This is a genomic window from Mycobacterium sp. (assembly GCF_004298145.1).
Lineage (GTDB): Bacteria > Actinomycetota > Actinomycetes > Mycobacteriales > Mycobacteriaceae > Mycobacterium.
The window spans coordinates 245,095-262,530 of sequence record NZ_SCRH01000038.1; the positions used below are offsets into that span (position 1 = coordinate 245,095).

General features: G+C 66.8%; 19 protein-coding genes. 5 read left to right on the forward strand and 14 right to left on the reverse strand.

The window, feature by feature from the left end; all coding sequences use genetic code 11:
* Positions 1-22 precede the first annotated feature (22 nt).
* Positions 23-373 (forward strand): DoxX family protein, encoded by a 351-nt coding sequence (locus EPN51_RS14835; RefSeq protein WP_293043826.1) that lies wholly within the window; start codon positions 23-25, stop codon positions 371-373.
* Between the two features lie 11 nt (positions 374-384).
* Here the strand turns inward: EPN51_RS14835 and EPN51_RS14840 are convergent, their stop codons facing one another.
* Together EPN51_RS14840 and pncA are read right to left on the reverse strand one after the other, a co-directional pair.
* Complete coding sequence (locus EPN51_RS14840; RefSeq protein WP_293043828.1) at positions 385-1,185, reverse strand: ketosteroid isomerase family protein; 801 nt, start codon at positions 1,183-1,185, stop codon at positions 385-387.
* On the reverse strand, positions 1,185-1,745 hold the full coding sequence (pncA, locus tag EPN51_RS14845) for a pyrazinamidase PncA (protein WP_293043830.1): 561 nt from the start codon (positions 1,743-1,745) through the stop codon (positions 1,185-1,187). Before pncA ends, EPN51_RS14840 begins: the two co-directional genes overlap by 1 nt.
* A gap of 95 nt (positions 1,746-1,840) precedes the next feature.
* Here pncA and EPN51_RS14850 point away from each other — a divergent pair, with 95 nt between their 5' ends.
* Positions 1,841-2,842 carry a DoxX family membrane protein gene (locus EPN51_RS14850; RefSeq protein WP_293043832.1) on the forward strand — a complete coding sequence of 334 codons (1,002 nt, stop codon included), beginning with the start codon at positions 1,841-1,843 and terminating at the stop codon, positions 2,840-2,842.
* A 19-nt stretch (positions 2,843-2,861) separates the two neighbouring features.
* Here the strand turns inward: EPN51_RS14850 and EPN51_RS14855 are convergent, their stop codons facing one another.
* The 5 genes from EPN51_RS14855 to EPN51_RS14875 all read right to left on the reverse strand — a co-directional run bounded on the left by EPN51_RS14855 (position 2,862) and on the right by EPN51_RS14875 (position 7,983).
* Positions 2,862-3,440: an AAA family ATPase gene (locus EPN51_RS14855; RefSeq protein WP_293043834.1), complete on the reverse strand. Its 579-nt coding sequence runs from the start codon at positions 3,438-3,440 to the stop codon at positions 2,862-2,864.
* Positions 3,441-3,464: 24 nt separating this feature from the next.
* On the reverse strand, positions 3,465-3,854 hold the full coding sequence (locus EPN51_RS14860; RefSeq protein ID WP_293043836.1) for a hypothetical protein: 390 nt from the start codon (positions 3,852-3,854) through the stop codon (positions 3,465-3,467).
* A gap of 68 nt (positions 3,855-3,922) precedes the next feature.
* Positions 3,923-4,417 (reverse strand): gluconokinase, encoded by a 495-nt coding sequence (locus EPN51_RS14865; RefSeq protein WP_293043838.1) that lies wholly within the window; start codon positions 4,415-4,417, stop codon positions 3,923-3,925.
* Positions 4,418-6,451 (reverse strand): phosphotransferase, encoded by a 2,034-nt coding sequence (locus EPN51_RS14870; RefSeq protein ID WP_293043840.1) that lies wholly within the window; start codon positions 6,449-6,451, stop codon positions 4,418-4,420.
* A gap of 17 nt (positions 6,452-6,468) precedes the next feature.
* Positions 6,469-7,983 carry a carboxylesterase/lipase family protein gene (locus EPN51_RS14875; RefSeq protein ID WP_293043842.1) on the reverse strand — a complete coding sequence of 505 codons (1,515 nt, stop codon included), beginning with the start codon at positions 7,981-7,983 and terminating at the stop codon, positions 6,469-6,471.
* A gap of 79 nt (positions 7,984-8,062) precedes the next feature.
* Between EPN51_RS14875 and EPN51_RS14880 the strand changes: the two genes are divergently transcribed.
* Positions 8,063-8,731, forward strand: coding sequence for a hypothetical protein (locus tag EPN51_RS14880; protein ID WP_293043844.1), 669 nt, complete (start codon positions 8,063-8,065; stop codon positions 8,729-8,731).
* On the opposite strand, the gene EPN51_RS14885 is transcribed toward EPN51_RS14880, so the two are convergent.
* Entirely contained in the window at positions 8,721-9,710 is a 990-nt protein-coding gene (locus EPN51_RS14885) for an SDR family NAD(P)-dependent oxidoreductase (protein WP_293043846.1), read from the reverse strand. The genes EPN51_RS14880 and EPN51_RS14885 overlap by 11 nt on opposite strands.
* A complete protein-coding gene (locus tag EPN51_RS14890) occupies positions 9,707-10,930 on the reverse strand; it encodes a cytochrome P450 (RefSeq protein WP_293043848.1) in 1,224 nt (407 codons plus the stop codon). The genes EPN51_RS14885 and EPN51_RS14890 overlap by 4 nt, the downstream gene beginning before the upstream one ends.
* Before the next feature lie 92 nt (positions 10,931-11,022).
* On the opposite strand from EPN51_RS14890, the gene EPN51_RS14895 reads away from it, so the two are divergent.
* Positions 11,023-11,652, forward strand: coding sequence for a TetR/AcrR family transcriptional regulator (locus tag EPN51_RS14895; protein ID WP_293043850.1), 630 nt, complete (start codon positions 11,023-11,025; stop codon positions 11,650-11,652).
* Between the two features lie 12 nt (positions 11,653-11,664).
* Here EPN51_RS14895 and EPN51_RS14900 read toward each other — a convergent pair whose 3' ends face one another.
* The 4 genes from EPN51_RS14900 to EPN51_RS14915 form a co-directional block, all read right to left on the reverse strand.
* Positions 11,665-12,285, reverse strand: coding sequence for a hypothetical protein (locus EPN51_RS14900; protein WP_293043851.1), 621 nt, complete (start codon positions 12,283-12,285; stop codon positions 11,665-11,667).
* 108 nt (positions 12,286-12,393) lie between these two features.
* Positions 12,394-13,209, reverse strand: a complete 816-nt coding sequence (locus tag EPN51_RS14905; protein WP_293043852.1) for a mycofactocin-coupled SDR family oxidoreductase — start codon at positions 13,207-13,209, stop codon at positions 12,394-12,396.
* A 10-nt stretch (positions 13,210-13,219) separates the two neighbouring features.
* Entirely contained in the window at positions 13,220-14,302 is a 1,083-nt protein-coding gene (locus EPN51_RS14910; RefSeq protein ID WP_293043853.1) for a dihydrodipicolinate reductase, read from the reverse strand.
* A 62-nt stretch (positions 14,303-14,364) separates the two neighbouring features.
* Positions 14,365-15,153: an SDR family oxidoreductase gene (locus EPN51_RS14915; RefSeq protein WP_293043854.1), complete on the reverse strand. Its 789-nt coding sequence runs from the start codon at positions 15,151-15,153 to the stop codon at positions 14,365-14,367.
* A gap of 212 nt (positions 15,154-15,365) precedes the next feature.
* Here EPN51_RS14915 and EPN51_RS14920 point away from each other — a divergent pair, with 212 nt between their 5' ends.
* Complete coding sequence (locus EPN51_RS14920) at positions 15,366-15,965, forward strand: TetR/AcrR family transcriptional regulator (RefSeq protein ID WP_293043855.1); 600 nt, start codon at positions 15,366-15,368, stop codon at positions 15,963-15,965.
* 2 nt (positions 15,966-15,967) lie between these two features.
* Here the strand turns inward: EPN51_RS14920 and EPN51_RS14925 are convergent, their stop codons facing one another.
* Positions 15,968-17,071 carry a dihydrodipicolinate reductase gene (locus tag EPN51_RS14925; protein WP_293043857.1) on the reverse strand — a complete coding sequence of 368 codons (1,104 nt, stop codon included), beginning with the start codon at positions 17,069-17,071 and terminating at the stop codon, positions 15,968-15,970.
* Positions 17,072-17,436: the final 365 nt, after the last annotated feature.

Below are 17,436 nucleotides of genomic sequence, written 5' to 3' on the forward strand. Positions count from 1 at the left end.
GCGCGACAAGGGATTGATCGACGTGCACACCGCACTTGTCGTGATCACGCTGCTCACCGCGACGATCACCGCCGCAATCGCTATCGCCGATTTCGTTCCGGCGCGATTCGTGCTGGCCAACTCCGCGCGGGTCGGGGTGCCGCGTTCGTGGTTACCGGCGCTGGGCGCGGTGAAGCTGGCCGGGGCCGCCGGGATCGTGGTCGGGCTGCTAGGCCCACGCGAGTTGGGAATCGCGGCCGCCGCCGGCCTGGTTCTGTTTTTCGTCGGTGCGGTGTTGACCCATCTGAGAGCCCGCGTGCTGTACAACATCGCGTTTCCCGGGGCCTTCTTGTGCCTGTCCGCGGCGGCGCTGGCGCTGATGGTCGTGCGCTGAACAGGGGTGGATCAGCCGGGAAAGTACCGGATCCGGTTGATCGCGTCGCCGCGCCACGCCACGTCGGCGAACATGATGGCGCGCCCGTGGCCCGAGTTGATGGAGACCGCGACCGTCGAGCCCGCACTGTTTATCTTGGTCGCGGCGGCCCCGTCCAGTTGCTCCACCAGTTCGGCCAGCTCAAGGGGGCTGCGATCACCCAAAGTTATTGTGGCTCTGGATGACAACGCCCGCGCGCCAGCGAACGTGTCTCCCCGCGCGACGGCGGCGAAAAAACTCCGCACCAACCGCTGGTGGAGCGCACCCACCCGGCGGAATCCGGCCATGAAACCGGCGGTCCCCCGCCATCCTTGATTCGTCACGAGCCCTTTGGACAGGTGCAGGGCGGGGCTCAGCGCGCCCGGGCCGGTTCGCAGGAACTGCGCCATCATGGCGGGCAACTCCCAATACGCCCGCAGTTCACCAATGAGCCACTGGCCGTTGGCCTCTCGGAGGTCGTAGCGCAGAAACGCGGGAATGTACATCGTCACGGCCGGACCCATCGCCACCTCGAGCTCGAGATCGCGCAGAACCGTCGTGCCGAAGACGATGTCGACGTCGCGATGAAATTTGATGTCACGCGGGCCGATGAAAGTGTCGTAAAAGCGGCCGATCTGCTCATGCCCCACGTGGGGTCGCGAACCCACGGGGTCCTCGACCCGGCCGTCGCAGGTGAACAACCCCACCCACCCGGCATGATCGTGCGCGCCGGCCGCCTGCGGCGAGCGCTCCACCGCCGCGAGCAGACGTTCCCGGTCCACCGGCACCACCATTACGGTCCCCCCACCAGCTCGACGCCGAGGGATTCCATTTCCGCCAGCGCCGCGGCGGCTGAATCCGCCGCCGCGGCCGCGGTCAGGTCCACCAGCACCCTGGTGGTCAGACCCGCGCGCACCGCGTCCTCCGCGGTCCGCCGGACGCAATGGTCGGTGGCGATGCCGACCACGTCCACGTCGTCAACCCCCCGCTGCCGCAACCACTCCAGGAGCGGGGTCCCGTCCTCGTCGGCACCCTCAAAGCCGCTGTATCCCGCAGAGTGGGCGCCCTTACGGAAGACGGCATCGATGCGCGTGGTGTCCAAGTCGGGCCGAAACTCCGCGCCCGCGCTTCCCGCGACGCAGTGCGGGGGCCAGGACGAGGAATAGTCCGGCCGTTCGGAGAAATGGTCGCCCGGGTCGATATGGAAGTCCTGGGTCGCCACGACGTACCGGTAGCCCGGCGCGCCGGCCAGATAAGCGTTGACGGCGGGCGCGACGGCGGCCCCGCCCGACACCGGTACGGAGCCGCCCTCGCAGAAATCGTTTTGCACGTCGACGATGATCAACGCTCGCACATGCTCCAGCCTATCCGGGTGCGCCGCTGCGTCGCCCTAGCTGCGCATATCGGCGTTACGGTTTGCTCGACAAGCTGTCGGGTAATACACGGGCCATGGTGATCAGGAGAATCGCGCGACCCCTGTTATCAGTGGCGTTCATCGGGCAAGGAGTCAATTCACTGCTCAATCCCAAATCGGCGGCCCAGGCGGCGGCGCCGGCAGTGGACGGCTTGCAAGCGTTGCCGGATTCGGTGAGCGGCAACATTCCGAGCGACCCCGAGACGGTCGCCCAAATCACCGCGGCCGTCCAAATCGGCGGCGGTCTGCTGCTCGCCACCGGCAAGCTCCCGCGCATCGCCTCGGCCGCACTCGCGGTGACGGTGTTACCGGCCAACCTTGGGGCGCACTCGTTCTGGAATGAAAGCGACCCGGCTGCCAAAGCTCAGAAACGCCAGCAATTTCTGACCGACCTCAGCCTGCTGGGTGGACTTCTCATCGCCTCCGCGGACACCGCGGGCAAGCCGTCGCTGGGGTGGCGTGGTCGCCGGGCGGCCGAGCGGCTCTCGGAGCGGGTGTCGTCGGCGTGGCCCGGATCCGACGATTCGGCTTTCGATGCCGATTTTTCCGAGCTGGGTGATCGGATCGCACACGGCCTGCAGGTCGGCGCCGAACGCGGCCGCGAATTGGCCAGCACGGCGGCGGAACGGGGTGCGCCCTACGCCGAAGCCGCGCTCGAACGCGGCCGCGAATTGGCCAGCACGGCTGCACAACGCGGTGCACCCTACGCCGAAACCGCGCTCGAACGCGGCCGCGAGCTAGCCAGCACCGCGGCCGAGCGCAGCAAGCCGCTGGCGAAGAAGGCGCGCAAGCGCGGGGAGGAATGGGCTGACGAAGCCGCCGACCGGGCCGCCTATCTCGCCGAGAGGGCGCGTAAGCGCAGCGAAGAACTGGCCGACGAGGCCGCCGACCGCGCCGCACCACTGGCCAAGAAGGCGCGCAAGCGCAGCGAGAAACTGGCGAAGCAGGCACGCAACCGCAGCGAAAAGCTGGCCGACACGGCACGGGTGCGTGGCGAAGGGCTCGCCGAGACCGGCCGCCGCAAGCTGCCCTGGTGATGACGACCGCACACGTGAACTAGACCGGCCAGCGCGACCGCAAGATCTCCGGCGTCCATGCGGGCCAGTCGGGGGAACCGATCGTCAGGCCGCCGCTGAGCCGGGCGGCGATCCGGGGCCCGCGCAGGCGGCTGTTGTCGTAGACGGTGGCGATGTCGGATAGCGCGACGGCCTCGGTGACCGGTGTCCACAAGCGGCGATGACGCTCGCGGACCTTGGCTTCCGGTACGTCATGGCCGCCGGCACGCACCCGGTGCCGGACACGTTCGACGGCAAGGTCTTCCGGGATGAGCAGCGCATGCAGGACGACGGTGAAGCCCGCGCGGTGGGCGGTGTGGACGAGGTCCAGCTTCGACGGGTGGGAAAACACGGTCTCCGCGATGAACGACCGGCCCAGGTCGATCAGCTTCGCGCGGGTGTCCGCGGCGATCTGCGCGGCGTCGTAGGCGTGCGATGCCGGATCCTTCGGCCAGTGCTGCCGCGCGATTTCGTCGGCGTTGACCACGAGGCTTCCGGGCAACAGCGGCGCCAGGGTGAACGCGATGAAGGTCGACTTGCCGGCGCCGTTCGGCCCGACCACCAAGTCAAGTCGATCCATCGGGCCGCGCCCGCGAACCCCGGGTCAGCGCTCGCCCGCGAGCACCACGGCGGCGCCGTCGGGCCGGTGCTCGACGATGTCGCCGTCCTCGTTGAGGGCGACGGTGGTGACCCCTTGGGCGGCCAGCGTCGCCCCGTAATTGGTGCGGGCCAGGCTTTCTTCGATCGCCGCGGAGATCTCGGCGTTGAACACCACGCCTTCCTCCACGGCGAGTTCGCTGGTCGCCAGCTGGCCGGCGAGCGCCGCTTCGACCCGCCGCCGAGACGCGGTGTGCTGGCTGGACACCGCGCGTCCGACCCGCGCCCAGTGGTCGAGTTGCTGCTTGGCCGAACGACTCTGGCGGGCGCCCTCGGCCGCCGCGCTGTCCATCAGGTCGGACGCGACGCGGGTGACACGATCGAGAGCCTCCGCCATGACTTCCTCCATGATGCAGCACACCGTTACAAGCTGTAGCATAATGCTACACCACGCGTCAGCCCCTCCTAGCGCCCCACCTTCAAGACAGCGTCGATGATCGCCTCAACGTCTTGGTCGATGTCCACGGTCGCGCCGGCCTCGTCGGGGCCGAGCGGCTCCAGGGTGTCCAATTGCGACCGCAACAGCGCCGCCGGCATGAAGTGGCCGGGCCGGGCCGCCAGCCGGCCGGCGATCAGGTCCGCCGAACCGGACAGATGCAGGAACTCGACGCCCGGGCAGTGCGCGCGCAGCTGGTCGCGGTACTTCCTTTTGAGCGCCGAACAACTCACCACACCGCCGTCGCGGTGGCCGGCCAGCCATTCGCCGATTTTTTCCAGCCAGGGATAGCGGTCCTCGTCGTCGAGCGGTTCGCCGGCCGCCATCTTGGCAACGTTGGCGGCCGGATGCAGGGTGTCGGCATCGACGAACGGAACCCGTGTACGTTGCGCCAGCGCCGCCCCGACCGTCGACTTGCCCGATCCGGATACACCCATCACCACGACGGGGGCCGATCGGCTCACCTAAGTTTGTTCGCCGAGGTTGCGATTCCATTCCAGCCAACCGACGCCGCTGCGCCCGTCGGCGGTGGTGATCGTGGCCCAGACGCGGGGGAACTGGCTGACCCGTCCGTCGGCGGCGGTGAGCCGCACCGGCGCCTGGCCGCGCACGTTCACGTCGGCGGTGATCTCGCCCGGGTTGAGCGTCACCGTCGCGTCCAGCGGTAACCCGTTGCCGTCGAAGGATTCTCGTGAGTCGACGGTTTGCAGCTCGGTGAGCCGGCCGTCGGCGTCCTGCGCGTAGCCGATGCTGAACGCGGGCGCGCCGGGGATGCGGATGTTGACACCGTGCAGATGGGTGCCGTCATCCAGGTGCAGCGCGCTCCAAATCCAATCCATGCTCCACCAATCGCGCACGCCCCAGGAGTGATCACGCTGGCCGGGCACCGAGTCGACGCGATAGCTGGTGTCGCCGATCGTGACGGTGCCCGAGACGGTGCACGGAATTTCGTACCGCGTCGTCAGCCCGTACTTATACGGGGTGCCGTCGGTGTCCCACACCAGGTTCATGGTCATCTCGACTGGCGTGCCGGTCTCGCCGCGCAGCAACGCCGCGGGGTCGGCGTAGGCCTGGGCCCGCGCGCGCACGTCGACGCGGTAGCTCCGTAATGGTGCGTCGGCGGAATGGGCGAGCTCGAACTCGTCGGTGCGCACCGCCCACGGATCCGGCGGCAGCGCAACCTGCGCGTCGACGGCGACGGTTGGCATCTCGGGGCCGCACAACAGCACGTGAACCCACGCGGTCTGCTCGTTGGCCACCAGACCGAGGCGGAACCAGCCACCCAATCCCTGTGCGGTGTCGGCGAAGTCGGCGTACCAGCTCTCGCTCCACAACGGTTCGGCGGTGGGATCGTGGGCGAGTTCGTCCTCGGGCGACGGTCGCAGCGGCTCGGCCGCCACCGCCGCCGGCAGCGTCGACAGCGCGTCGGTGTCGAGCACATGATCGCAGTGCCGGCGCAGCATCGTCATGAACATCTGGTCGCCACGGTCGGTGCGCTCCACCAGCATCGAGGAGACGATCGCCATCATCACGCCGAAAAAACTCTGCCGGCGGACACCGTCGGCGACGTCGTCCAGGGTGATGGGCGCGCCGGGGCCGAGCGCCTCGTGGTATGCCCGCAGCAGCGCGTCGTAGTGCTCCCGGCGGTCCTCGGTGGGCAGCGCACACCCAAGGAAATAGGACAGGTCGGTCAATGCCGGACCCCAGGACACGGTCTGCCAGTCGACCACCGTCAACGCGCGGTCGGCGCCCGCGGTACCGAACAACATGTTGTCCAGTCGGTAATCGCCGTGCACCAGGCCCTGGATGCGGCCCTGCCCGGACGCCTCGGCCTCCTGCGCGAGGTAGCCGTCGAAGGAGGCCACCAGGCGTTCGCACACCACGCGATGCTCCGGCGCGATCTGGTCGCCGTAGCGGTCGACGAAGCCCGCGTAGAGCGGGGTGATCATGGCCTGGTTCAGCGGCGCCTCGCGGTTGAGCCAGGGTGCTTCGGCCAGCGACGCGTCGCCGAGTAGCGGGCCGTGCAGCCGTCCCAATTCGACGGCGCCGAGGCGGGCCTGTTCGATTGTGGCACCGGCGATTTCGTCGCCGACCACGGCCGGCCCGGCATCGCCCAGCAGCAGATCGAACACGCCCGTCGAGGTGTCGACCGCCGCGTGGTAGCAGGGCGCGATCGGTCCACCCAGCCGCGGCGCGATGTCGCCGTAGAAGCGGACCTCCCGCTCGTAGAGTCCCAGAGCCAGCCCGGTCTGCCGGCTCACCGGGTCGGTGGCCGCGACCTTGAGCACCACCGACTCGGGGCCATCGCCAGGTTTGAACGGCTCCCCGCCGTCGGCGTCGGCATAGCTGAGCCGGATGCGATAGCACTCGCTCATCTGGCCGGTGCCGATGCGCTCGACCGAGAAATCGGCGATGGGTCCGGTGCCGATCACCGCGGCCAACCAGGCGGCGGTGAGGTCACTGGGTCGTTCGATGACTTGCTCGGTCTCGGCATGCATGGGGTTAGCGTGCCAGGTCAGCGCGCAAGTGAGAAGCCGTCCCATGCCATCCGGCGGTGCGGGTGCGGATCGAACTCGACGCGGGATTTCCGGTCGAAGACCAGCACGGCGCGATCGGCGGCGTTGTAGCGAGGCCAGTCCTCCCCCGGGACACCCGTGCGGCTGAAGGTGCGCCAGCGTCGTTGCACCTGGTTGCTCACCCGCAACGCGGCGCGGCGATCCGCTGCCGCCGTCAACAACGCACCGAATCTGGTGCGGTAGACGTCGAAAACCGCCAGCAACTCGGTGGCATGGGTGGCGCCGAAACCCGACCAGCGCAGCGTGCGCGGGGCGTAGTCATACCGGTAGAGGTAGGTCGGCGCGTGCGTGCCGTGGGCTTCGGCGATCTGCCAGGCCGCCGAGCCGAACGCGAAATCACCGCCGAGCTGGATGCACGCCGCCCGCTCGGGATAGTCGGGGTAGGCGGCGGTAATGCGTTCGCGGATAGCGGGTTCCGCCTCGGCCAGCAGCTCCTCGACCATCGCCTCGTTGGTCGGCAACATCGCCAGGAACCGGGTGAACAGCCGCCCTTCTTCGGCGTTGGTGCCCACGATGAGAGGCACCCGGTGCGCCTCGCCGCGCCGCATCGCCTCGACGGGATCCATCGGCAGCATGTCGTCACCGACCACCGGGCCAATCGGGAAGGCGCCCAGCCTGTTCTGCATGCCCTCGTCAATCAATGCATGTTGGGCTTTCACCAGTTGGGCCGCGGACACCCGCATCAGCGCGTCGGCGGCATCCTGCCTGCGCGCCCCGAGCAGGCCGGCGAAGCGGTTCGCGAATTCGGCGGCGACCTCCTTCGACCGCACCAGACCCGAGGCGGGGCTTTCCGAGATCGCCCGTGCGAACAGGCCTTCGGCGGCGGGCACCGCCACCAAGGAGGCGGTGATACAGGCGCCCGCGCTCTCGCCGAAAATCGTCACATTGTCGGGGTCGCCGCCGAATCCGGCGATGTTGTCGCGAACCCACTGCAACGCCAGCACCAGATCGCGCAGGTACAGGTTGCTGTCGATGGTGATCTCCGGCGTCGACAGCGACGAAAAGTCCACACACCCGAGCGCGCCCAGCCGATAGTTCACCGATACGTACACGCACCCCCGCCGCGCCAGCGCCGCCCCGTCGTACAGCGGTGTTGCCGAACTGCCCAGGAAATACCCGCCACCGTGGATGAACACCATGACGGGTAGCGGCCCCTCGGCGGCCTCGGGCGCCACCACATTGAGGGTGAGGCAGTCCTCGCTCATGGGCTGATAACGGCCTCCGATACCCGACAGGCCGAGCAGGGTGTAACGGCGCTGCTGGGGCGCGCAATTAGCGAAGCCGTGACAGTGCCGGACCCCCGACCACGGCGCCGCCGGCTGCGGCGCCCGCAAGCGCAGGTTTCCCACCGGTGGACGGGCATACGGGATCGACCGCCACCGATTGACCCCGTCGCGGGTGAAGCCTTCGACGGTGCCGAGGGCCGTGCGTGCGCGGACAGTCCGGTCATGCATAACCCGACCGTAACCGACATGCCGTCCGTAACGCGCGCACAGCGTCTTAATTACCCGGCGCGGCGGCTAGCCTGGCTGCATGCGGATTGCTGCGATGATCGCCGCGTCGTTACTGGTCGCCGGGTGCTCACACACCACGGGCAGCCATTCCGAGCCGACGCCCAGCACCACCCAGACATCCGCCGGGCCGTCGGGGAGCAAATCGCCGGGAACATCCGCCGCGCCGGCCAACGGTGCCGCGATCTCCGACGTCATCGCGTGGATAGAGGCGGGCCACCCCGCCGATCCGGGGCGCTATCACACGGCCACCCGCGACGGCGTGGCCACACCGCTGGGCGACGACATCGCGTGGGTGGGCGCGGCCGGCAAAGTCTCCTGTACGACGGATTCCCAACACACCGGCGGCGCCCTGGTCTGCCTGGCGAAGCTGACCACTCCAGCACCGGCGCCCGCGACGGCCTACGGCGAATGGCAGGCCGGTTGGGTGACGTTCGACGGGGTGAATCTGCAGGTCGGAGCCGCGCGGGCCGACCCCGGTCCGTTCGTCAACGGCAACGGGCCCGAGCTGGCCAACGGGGATTCGCTGTCGTTCGGTGACTATCGGTGCCGCGCCGATCAAGCCGGCCTGTATTGCGTGAACTACGCGCACCAGTCGGCGGCCAAATTCAGCCCTGCCGGCATCGAGCCGTTCGGCTGTCTACGGCCGGTGCCGCCGCCCGACGGGGTCGGCACGGCGTTCAGCTGCTGAGGTCCCCCGCGATGCTCGCGAAGAGCTCGCTCATCTCGTCACCGGGGCCGCCCGGAACGGTGTATCCGTCCTCGTCGCGGATCTCGTCGAGGTGGTCGCGCACGTCCTCGATGGATAGCCCGCGACGGTAGAAACCCCTTGTCCTGCCGATGAAGAACCGCGCGACGTGGCCCGCGCCCACCGTGTAGATCTCACCCGAAACCGGGCAATCCCGGTGGGTGAGGAAGGCCGCGACGGGCGCGACCTGCGCGGGGTCCAGTTTCTGGAGGTATTGGCCCACAAGGTCGTTCAACACCGCTCGCGACGCCGCATCATTTTCGACGGTCTGCTGCCCGGTTGCCCCGTCGAGCGAATGCGTCAACATCCGCGTGTAAGCGATCGGGGAAATGGCATTGACCTTGATGCCGTGTGCGGCCCCTTCGGCGGCGAGCACACGCGTCAGGCCCAGTAACCCCGTTTTGGCCGCACCGTAGTTGCTCATGCGTTCGGCACCAAGGATTCCCGCGGCCGAGCAGGTGTTGAGCACGCGACCGTACCGCTGTTCGCGCATGACCTTCCACGCGGGACGAATCACATAGAACGCGCCCTTGAGGTGCACGTCCACCAGGGGTTCGAGCCGCTCGGCTGTCATCTCCTCGAACGGAGCGTCACCGACGATGCCCGCGTTGTTGATCACGATGTCCACGCGCCCCCAGGCGCTCACGGCGGCGTCGATAATGGCCGCTGCACCTTCGGGATTCGTCACGCTGTGACCGTCGGCGATCGCCTCACCGCCCCGCTGTTGGATGTCTTCGACGACGGCGCTTGCCGCCTCGGCGTTCGAGCCGTCACCGGTCACCGACCCGCCCGTGTCGTTGACCACGACGCGGGCCCCGCGCGACGCCAGCAGCAGCGCGTATTCCTTGCCCAATCCCCCGGCGGCGCCCGTGATCACGGCGACCTGCCGGTCGAACCGCAGCTCGTTCGTCGCCTTCGTCACCAACTCACCGGAAGTTCTTTCATGCCATAGATGTTGGCGTCCTTGAACCTCATCTCCTCCCGCGGTACCGCCACTTTGAGCCCGGGTAGGCGACGCGCCAGCGTGGCGAACGCGACCTGCATCTCGACGCGGGCCAGGTTCGCCCCGATGCATTGATGCGCGCCGTATCCGAAGCCCAAGTGTCCGCGCGCGTTTCGATCGATGTCGAAGCTCTCCGGATCGTCGACGAATTCGGTGTCCCAGTTCCCGGCGGGCAGGTTCATCATCACGAACTCTCCGGCGCGGATCAACTGGCCGCCGATCACAAGATCTTCGGTCGCCACGCGGTCGACCTGGCTGTGCACGATGCTGAGATAACGCATCAGTTCCTCGACGAAATTCGCGATGACGGCGGGATCCTCGGTTTGGCCCAACCGCTCGTACGCACCGGGATGCTGCAGCAGCGCAACCGTTCCCAGCGAGATCATGTTGGCGGTGGTCTCGTGACCGGCCTGCATCATGATCACACTGTTCATCGCCGTGGTCGCGTGATCGAGTTGGCCCGTCGCGACGTAGTCGGTGATCAGACGGCTGATCAGATCGTCGCCGGGTTCGCGCTCCTTGCGTTGCACCAACTCCTGGATGTAGGCGTACATCGCCCCGAACGCCTGTCCCTTTTCCGCGTCGGTGGATTTCTGGTCGAGCCCCTTGGTGGTGTTGTGCTGAAAAAGTTCGAGATCGTCGGGCGGCACTCCCAGCAGCAGCGCGATCACCATTGATGGCACCGGCAAGGCGAATTCACGCACCAGATCGGCCGGCGCACCATTGTCGATCATCTGGCCGAGATAGTGGTCGACCATGTCCTGGATGTGCGGCCGCATCGATTCGCACCGCCTGAAGGTGAAGTTGCTCGTCATCATGCGCCGCAATCGCTGATGTTCGGGATCGTCGGTCCGCGCGAACATCACCGGGACCTTGTTCTCGGCGTCGGTCGGCATGATGGAGTCCGGAATGGTCTTCGCGGACAATCGCGGATCGACCAGCGCCGCTCTGATGTCCTGGTAGCGGCTCACCACCCATACCGGGTTGCCCTGGAACATCGCCTTTCGTAGCCCGTCCCCCTCCCGCCAGTCCGCGAACTCAGCCGGGGGCGCCAGCGGGCACTGCGCGAGCCGCGGCACCGGCAGCACCGGGAGTTCGGCGTCAGAGCAGGAACCGGACGTCTCGAAAGATATTGACATGACCTATGTTTCCCATTAAGTGTCAGTTATCTGCCAGTTGTAGAGCGTAAAGGGAGGATAGTCGGTAGTCAACTGTCAGTTACGCTGTCACAATGACCGCGGTGGAAGACCGGCCGTTACGGGCGGACGCGGCACGCAACGTCGAGCGCATTCTGCGCGCGGCGCGCGAGGTTTATGGCGAGTTGGGCCCCGACGCCCCGGTCGAGGCGGTCGCCCGCCGGGCGGGCGTCGGTGAACGAACCCTCTACCGCAGGTTCCCCACCAAGGCGGACCTCGTCCTGGCGGCGCTGGAACAAAGCATCGCCGAGGATCTCACCCCGGTGATCGGCAGTGCCCGGCTCGCGAAGGATCCACTACGTGGGCTCACCCAACTGATCGAGGCGGCGATATCGCTGGGCGCCCGGGAACACAGCCTGCTCGCCGCCGCACGCCGGGCCGGGTCCCTCACGTCGGACATCTCGGTGTCGCTCAACGCGGCGCTCGCCGAGCTTGCCCGCGAAGGACAACGAGTCGGCAGCATCCGCGCGGATCTGGTCAGCGACGACCTTCCTCGCCTGATCGCGATGCTCTTCGGCGTGCTGTCGACGATGGATTCGAACAGCGACGGCTGGCGACGCTACGTCGCCCTCGTTGTCGACGCGATATCGGTCGATGAACGACGGCCATTGCCCCCGGCCGCCACCCTGCGCTACACGCTGCCACCGGACGGCTGGCCGTTGTGAAGGGGCGACCGCTCAGCTGGCCGGCAGGCCCGCTTTGATCGCGGCGTCCTGTTTGCGGGCGAGATCAAGCAGGATGTCGGCCGGCGTGGGATTGCCGATGACACAGTCGGATTCCAGGTCGACCATGGCCCTGCCCTCGATGAATACCACCTCGGAGATCTCCATCGGGTTGGCGGGATCGGTTCCCTGCCCGATCACCATGAACCCGTTGGAGCCGATGTCGATGGGCTGCTGCTGGCCGTTGACCTTTTTGCCGACGACGTCTCGCATGTTCGCGGCCGTCTGGTCGGCCGTGGCCGCGTCGGGAAACACCGCGACGGTATCGACGATGGTGCGCTTGCCGTCGGGGTTCTTGAAGACCTGTCCCACGCCGACAATCCCGCCGGGATTCTGAGTCGGCGGCCCGTCAGCGGTGGCGTTGGGCCCGATGTCGGCGGGCTTGATCAGCAAGGAGCTGTAGTCCGCCGGCGCCCCCGGTGAGGGCGAAGGGCTCGACGAGATGGCCGCGCTCGACGACGAGGTCGAACCCGATGACCCCGTCGAACTCTTGTCCTCGCCGCAGCCCACCATCGTGGCGCCGAGCAGCAGTGCGGTGGCCGTCAGGCCAAGCGCGGACGTCCGGACCTTAGTCATAAGCCCTCCTTTTTGAGGTCAGCTATTTCTATCGCTTACCCCACCCACCCGCAGCACGAACGCGCAAACTGCCTTCGGGGCCGGCGTGGCCGCGTTTCGCTCGAACCTTCAGTTGATGGTCACGCCCGCGTCGACCTTGAACTCGAGCCCCGTCACGTATCTGGACTCGTCCGAGAGCAGGAACAGCACTGCGCTGCTGACGTCGGCGGGCTCGACGGCAGGCGTGGGCATCGCATTGACAAAGATGGGAATGAGATCGGACCGCTGCTCGCCCAGGAGAGGCCCGAACGACGGCGGAACCATCCCGGTGGGCACACCCGTGGGAAGTACGGTGTTGACGCGCACGTTCTGTGCCGCCAGTTCGTTGGCCAAGGCCAGCGTCAAGCCGACGACGCCGTGCTTGGCCGCCGTGTAGGGCGTCTGCAGCGGAAAGCCTTTGATGGCGCCGGCGGAGCTGACGTTGACCAGGCTGCCTCCGCCCTGCTCGAGCAGGTGCGGTACCGCGGCCGCACACGTGTTCCACACTCCGATCAGATTCACGTCGACCACCGTGCGCCACTGATCGGCAGTCGTCTTGTCCCACGACGCCACCGTCAGCACACCGGCGTTCGCCACCGCGCCGTCCAGCCCGCCCAGCACCCAGACGCCGTCGTCGACCGCGTCACGCACGCGCTCGCCGTCACGGACGTCGACGACATAGCACACGCAGCGGCGGCCGAGGTCGGTCACCAATCGTGCTGTTTCGTCGAGCTCTTGCCTTGTGGCCAAGGGGTATTCGATCTGGGGCAAGGATTCGCAGATGTCGAGCAGGATGAGGTCCGCGCCTTCTTCGGCAAGCCGTAGCGCATGGCTGCGACCCATACCGCGGGCGGCGCCGGTGATCAGTACGCGTTTACCGGCGACGCGTCCCGGGAGTGCGCTCACCTCGGGTCCGCTACCGCTCGTTCCACATCAGGCCGCGCATCGTCGCCGAGAGCGGGATGTCCTCGACCGCGACGAGTCCCGGGGGCGCGTTGCACACCCAGTCGATCGCGTTGACCGCCCGGCCGGCCGTCGAGATACACCCTGCGTCAGTGGAATCCAGCACCGGGTGGGAGACGTGGGTGTTGATCTCCACCCGTGGTTCGCCCTCCACGACGACCCGGTGCACCCCGGTGTGACCCTCGGGCGGGAATTCCCAGTCGGGCGCCGCGGCGGTGGTGAGCCTGGTGACGTGTTCGAGAGTGATCACCGGTTTGCCGTCGCGCACACCCTCGGTGGCGAAGCGCACCGCCCCCATCTGTCCCGGCTCCACCGTCATCATCGTGCATTCAATGCGTTCTGGGGTGTACCACGGTTGGACGCGCTGGCGCACCTCGTCGAGCTTGATGTCCAGGTTGTCAGCCAGACTCCGGACCTGACCGCCCCACATCGACACGATCACCCCGGGCAGGAACATCATCGGCGAATCGTCGTCCTCAGTTGATCCGAAACCCATTGCTGCACCGGTGAACTCGGCATCGTCGTAGTTCCCGTAGTCGAAGATCTCCTGCACGGTGATCGACGAGATCCGTGTGGTCAGGCTGGCCGCCGAGTGCACCAGCGTATCGCCGGAGAAGCCGGGGTCGATGCCGTTGACATACAGCGAGGTATTGCCGGCCTTACAGGCGCGCTCCAAGGGCTCGCGCAACCACTCGTCGGCATGGCGGGGCGTGACCAGCCAGACCATCGACGTGCCAACGACGTTGACGCCCGCAGCGAGGAACTTGGCCATCTGATCGATGGCCTCCATCGGCCGGGTCTCACCCTGCGATGTGTAGACGACGCAATCGGCGCCGAGGCTCAGCAGCGCGTCGACATCGTCGGTGGCGATGACGCCGGTCGGCTCGTCCAGCCCGCAGAGCTGAGCCGCGTCCTTACCGATCTTGTCGGCGCCGGCGGCGTGCACTCCGACCAGTTCCAGATCCGGTCTGCCGATGATCGCCCGCAACGAATGCCGGCCCACATTTCCGGTGGAGAACTGAATGACTCTGCGCACTTACCCTCATCCTTCCAGCGGTCGGAGATGACCCATCATGCCGCGTCGAATCGCGGTCCAGGTCAGTAATCGGGTATCGGCAGCGGCGAATTGTTCGAGTCGATGCCGCCGTCGACGTGGAAGATCGCATTCGTCGCGTAGCAGTCGCGCGTGCACAGATACACCGTGAGCCGCCCGAGATCCTCGACATCGCCCAGGCGATGCAGCGGTGTGGCCTCTTGCATCTTCTCCAGCGACCCGGGCATCAGATCCAGGCTGCCCTTCAGGCCATCGGTGGCGAACGAACCGAGGGCGATGGCGTTGACGCGAATCTTGGGGGCGAGTTCTTGTGCCATGGCGCGGGTTAGCGCCTCGAGGCCGCCCTTCGCAACGCAGTAGGCGGTCAGCGCGCGGATGCCGAACCGCGCGGAGCCCGACGAGATGTTGACGATAGAACCGTGCCCGGCACTGAGTATGTGCGGGGCCACCAGCTGGCTCATGATGAACGCGGACGTCACGCACCAGTCGAAGGTGTGCCGAAAATCCTCGTCGGTGATGTCCAAAAACCGGGCATAGGTGGAACCGCCAACATTGTTGACGAGGATGTCGAGGCGGCCGAACCGCTCCATCGCGGTGTTCACGACACGCTCCGAATCGGCGCGGCTCATCGCGTCCGCGACGAGCGCTAACCCCTTGCCGCCCGCGGCCTCGATACCCTCAATCGTGCCAACGATATCCGCCTCGGTGCGTGCGGTCCCGACCACCGTGGCGCCCGCCTCCGCCAGCACCCGCGCGATGCCCGCCCCGACACCCTTCCCGGCGCCCGTGACGATCGCGACCTGTCCGTCCAGCTGGAACTGTTCCAACGCCATGCCGAGCTCCTTCGATCGCGCGTGGTGTGGTGCGCCGTTCAATCTATGAACATTGCTGACTAAAGTCAACGAATCATTGTGGTCGATGGCCGCGCTAGCGGCGACTATCTGACAATGATCAAGTAATGCAAGCCTTTCTGGTGCGGACACGGCATAATGGGTCGGTGAGCCCCGCGACTCTCACATGAGCCGGGTCAACCGTGAGGAAAGAAATGGCTGTGACGGATCGCCTGTCGGCACGCGAAGCGAAGCGCCTGCAGACGAGGGAGCGGTTGATGGGCGCCGCCATCGCGGAGTTCGCCCGCGCCGGCATGGCCGAGGCCGATGTCAGTGCCATCGTGGCCGCTGCGGGCGTCGCGCACGGGACCTTCTTCTTCCACTTCCCCACCAAGGAACATGTGCTGCTCGAGCTCGAGCGCCGCGAAGAGGACCGCATCGCCAAGCAGTTCGCGCAATTCTTGAAGTCCAAGCACGACCTTGCCTCCGCATTGAACGAGGCCGTCCGCCTGGTGATCGGGCTGGAACGCCGACTGGGCGACCGGCTGTTCAATGACTTTCTCGCGCTGCACTTCTCCCAGACCCGCCCGCAAACCGAGGACGGCAGGGACCACCCTCTGATCGTCCTGGTCGCCCAGGAAATCGCGCAGGCGCAAGAACGCGGCGAGGCGGATCCGGAAGTCGATCCGATGAACAGCGCGGTGTTCTTCCTGCTGGGCCTCTACGCCCTGCTGATCACCACCAATCACTGGCCGACCGGCCACACCCTGCTGGAAGACTACGTCGCGAGGACGCTGCGAAGTTTGAAGCCCTGACGCTAGGGCCGTATGACGCCCCGCAGCGGCATGAGCCCGAGTTCCTTGTGGGACATGAACCCCGGCGGAGCATCGCAGACGGCCGGAATGGCGTTCGCCGGGCCCATCGCGGTCCAGGTGTAACCGGGCAGCGCGTAGCCCCCATTCGGGTCCTGCGCCCCCTGCAAGATCAGTTCCGTCGATGAATCACCCTCGATCACTATCCGGTAGTGATAATGCTGAGGCCAATCCTCCTGCGGTTCAATGGCATCGAAGGTATCCATCGTGTATATCTCGTGAAAAACGATGAGGGGCTTACCCTCCACCCACGCCGTCCACTTGTGATGCTGGCGAGCGACGGTGCCCTTCTTGATCACGCCCGTGAAGCCCGGCATGTCGCTGGTCTCCCCTCCTTCGAAGGGGATGTCGCGAGTGGCGGTCCCGAGCTCCACCTCGGTCGTGTATTTCTCGACCGTTTTACCCATCCCCTCGACGACCATCGCCATCGACTGGGCGAACAACGGCCATGCCTGCCCCAACAGGTTCGGGCCATCCTCGAACCCGGCCGGATCGCTGCCCATCCCCATCTCATGGAGGTACTTCAGGGTGTCCCGCCCGAAATTCACCACCTCGTAGATATGAATGGTGTCGATCTGACTGACGATTCGGGCCAGCGTCAGGACGAGCAGGTCTCCGGCAAACCCCGGGTTGACGCCACCGGCGTGAAACGACGTGCCGCCCTCGTGGCACGCGGCGTCGATCTTGTCGATGTCCGCCTGACTGTGCTCGGTTCGATACCACCATGCACCACCCGACGCGACGACATTCTTGCCGCCGCGCAGTAATCGGCAGACCTCGTCGGGGTCCGACCACAACGGCGCATAGAACACGCAGTCGGCGTCGAGCGCCTCGATGGCGGCCTTGTCGGTGGTCGCCCGCACGCCGGTCGGCGGTTTGCCGCACAGTTCACCGGCGTCCTTGCCCACCTTCTCCGGACGATTGCACAGCACTCCGACCAGTTCGTAGGCAGGGTTGTGCACGAAATGACGGAGCGCGACCGTTCCGACATTGCCGACGCCCCACTGGATTACGCGATATTTCTGCTCGGCCGGCGACTTGAGCTTCATCGCTACTCCTTTGCGTGGCCAGAACGCCTGAGCGCTGGATGAGCGTAGGCGTCTCCCGGCGGGTGTGTCAACGGCTTTCAGGCTGACTTTCGTCAGTACGAACGCACCGCTTATCGGGTGCGAGACGGCACGCGTACCGCAGGCATTACGTTGCGCGGTACATTAAACACAGGGATCATGGCGGATTCCCCGCAATCGAGGCGGGAACTTCATCGGCTTCTTCTGCTGACTACAGTCAGCCTGTTATAGTGCTCAAGCCGATCCAATCAGTGTCGCCGCCGGGGAGGGTGCGTGAATCTGCCGAAGCTGGGCCAGCGTGATGCCGGAGGCGCCGCGGCCACCCCATCGGCGGGCGCGGCCCCACC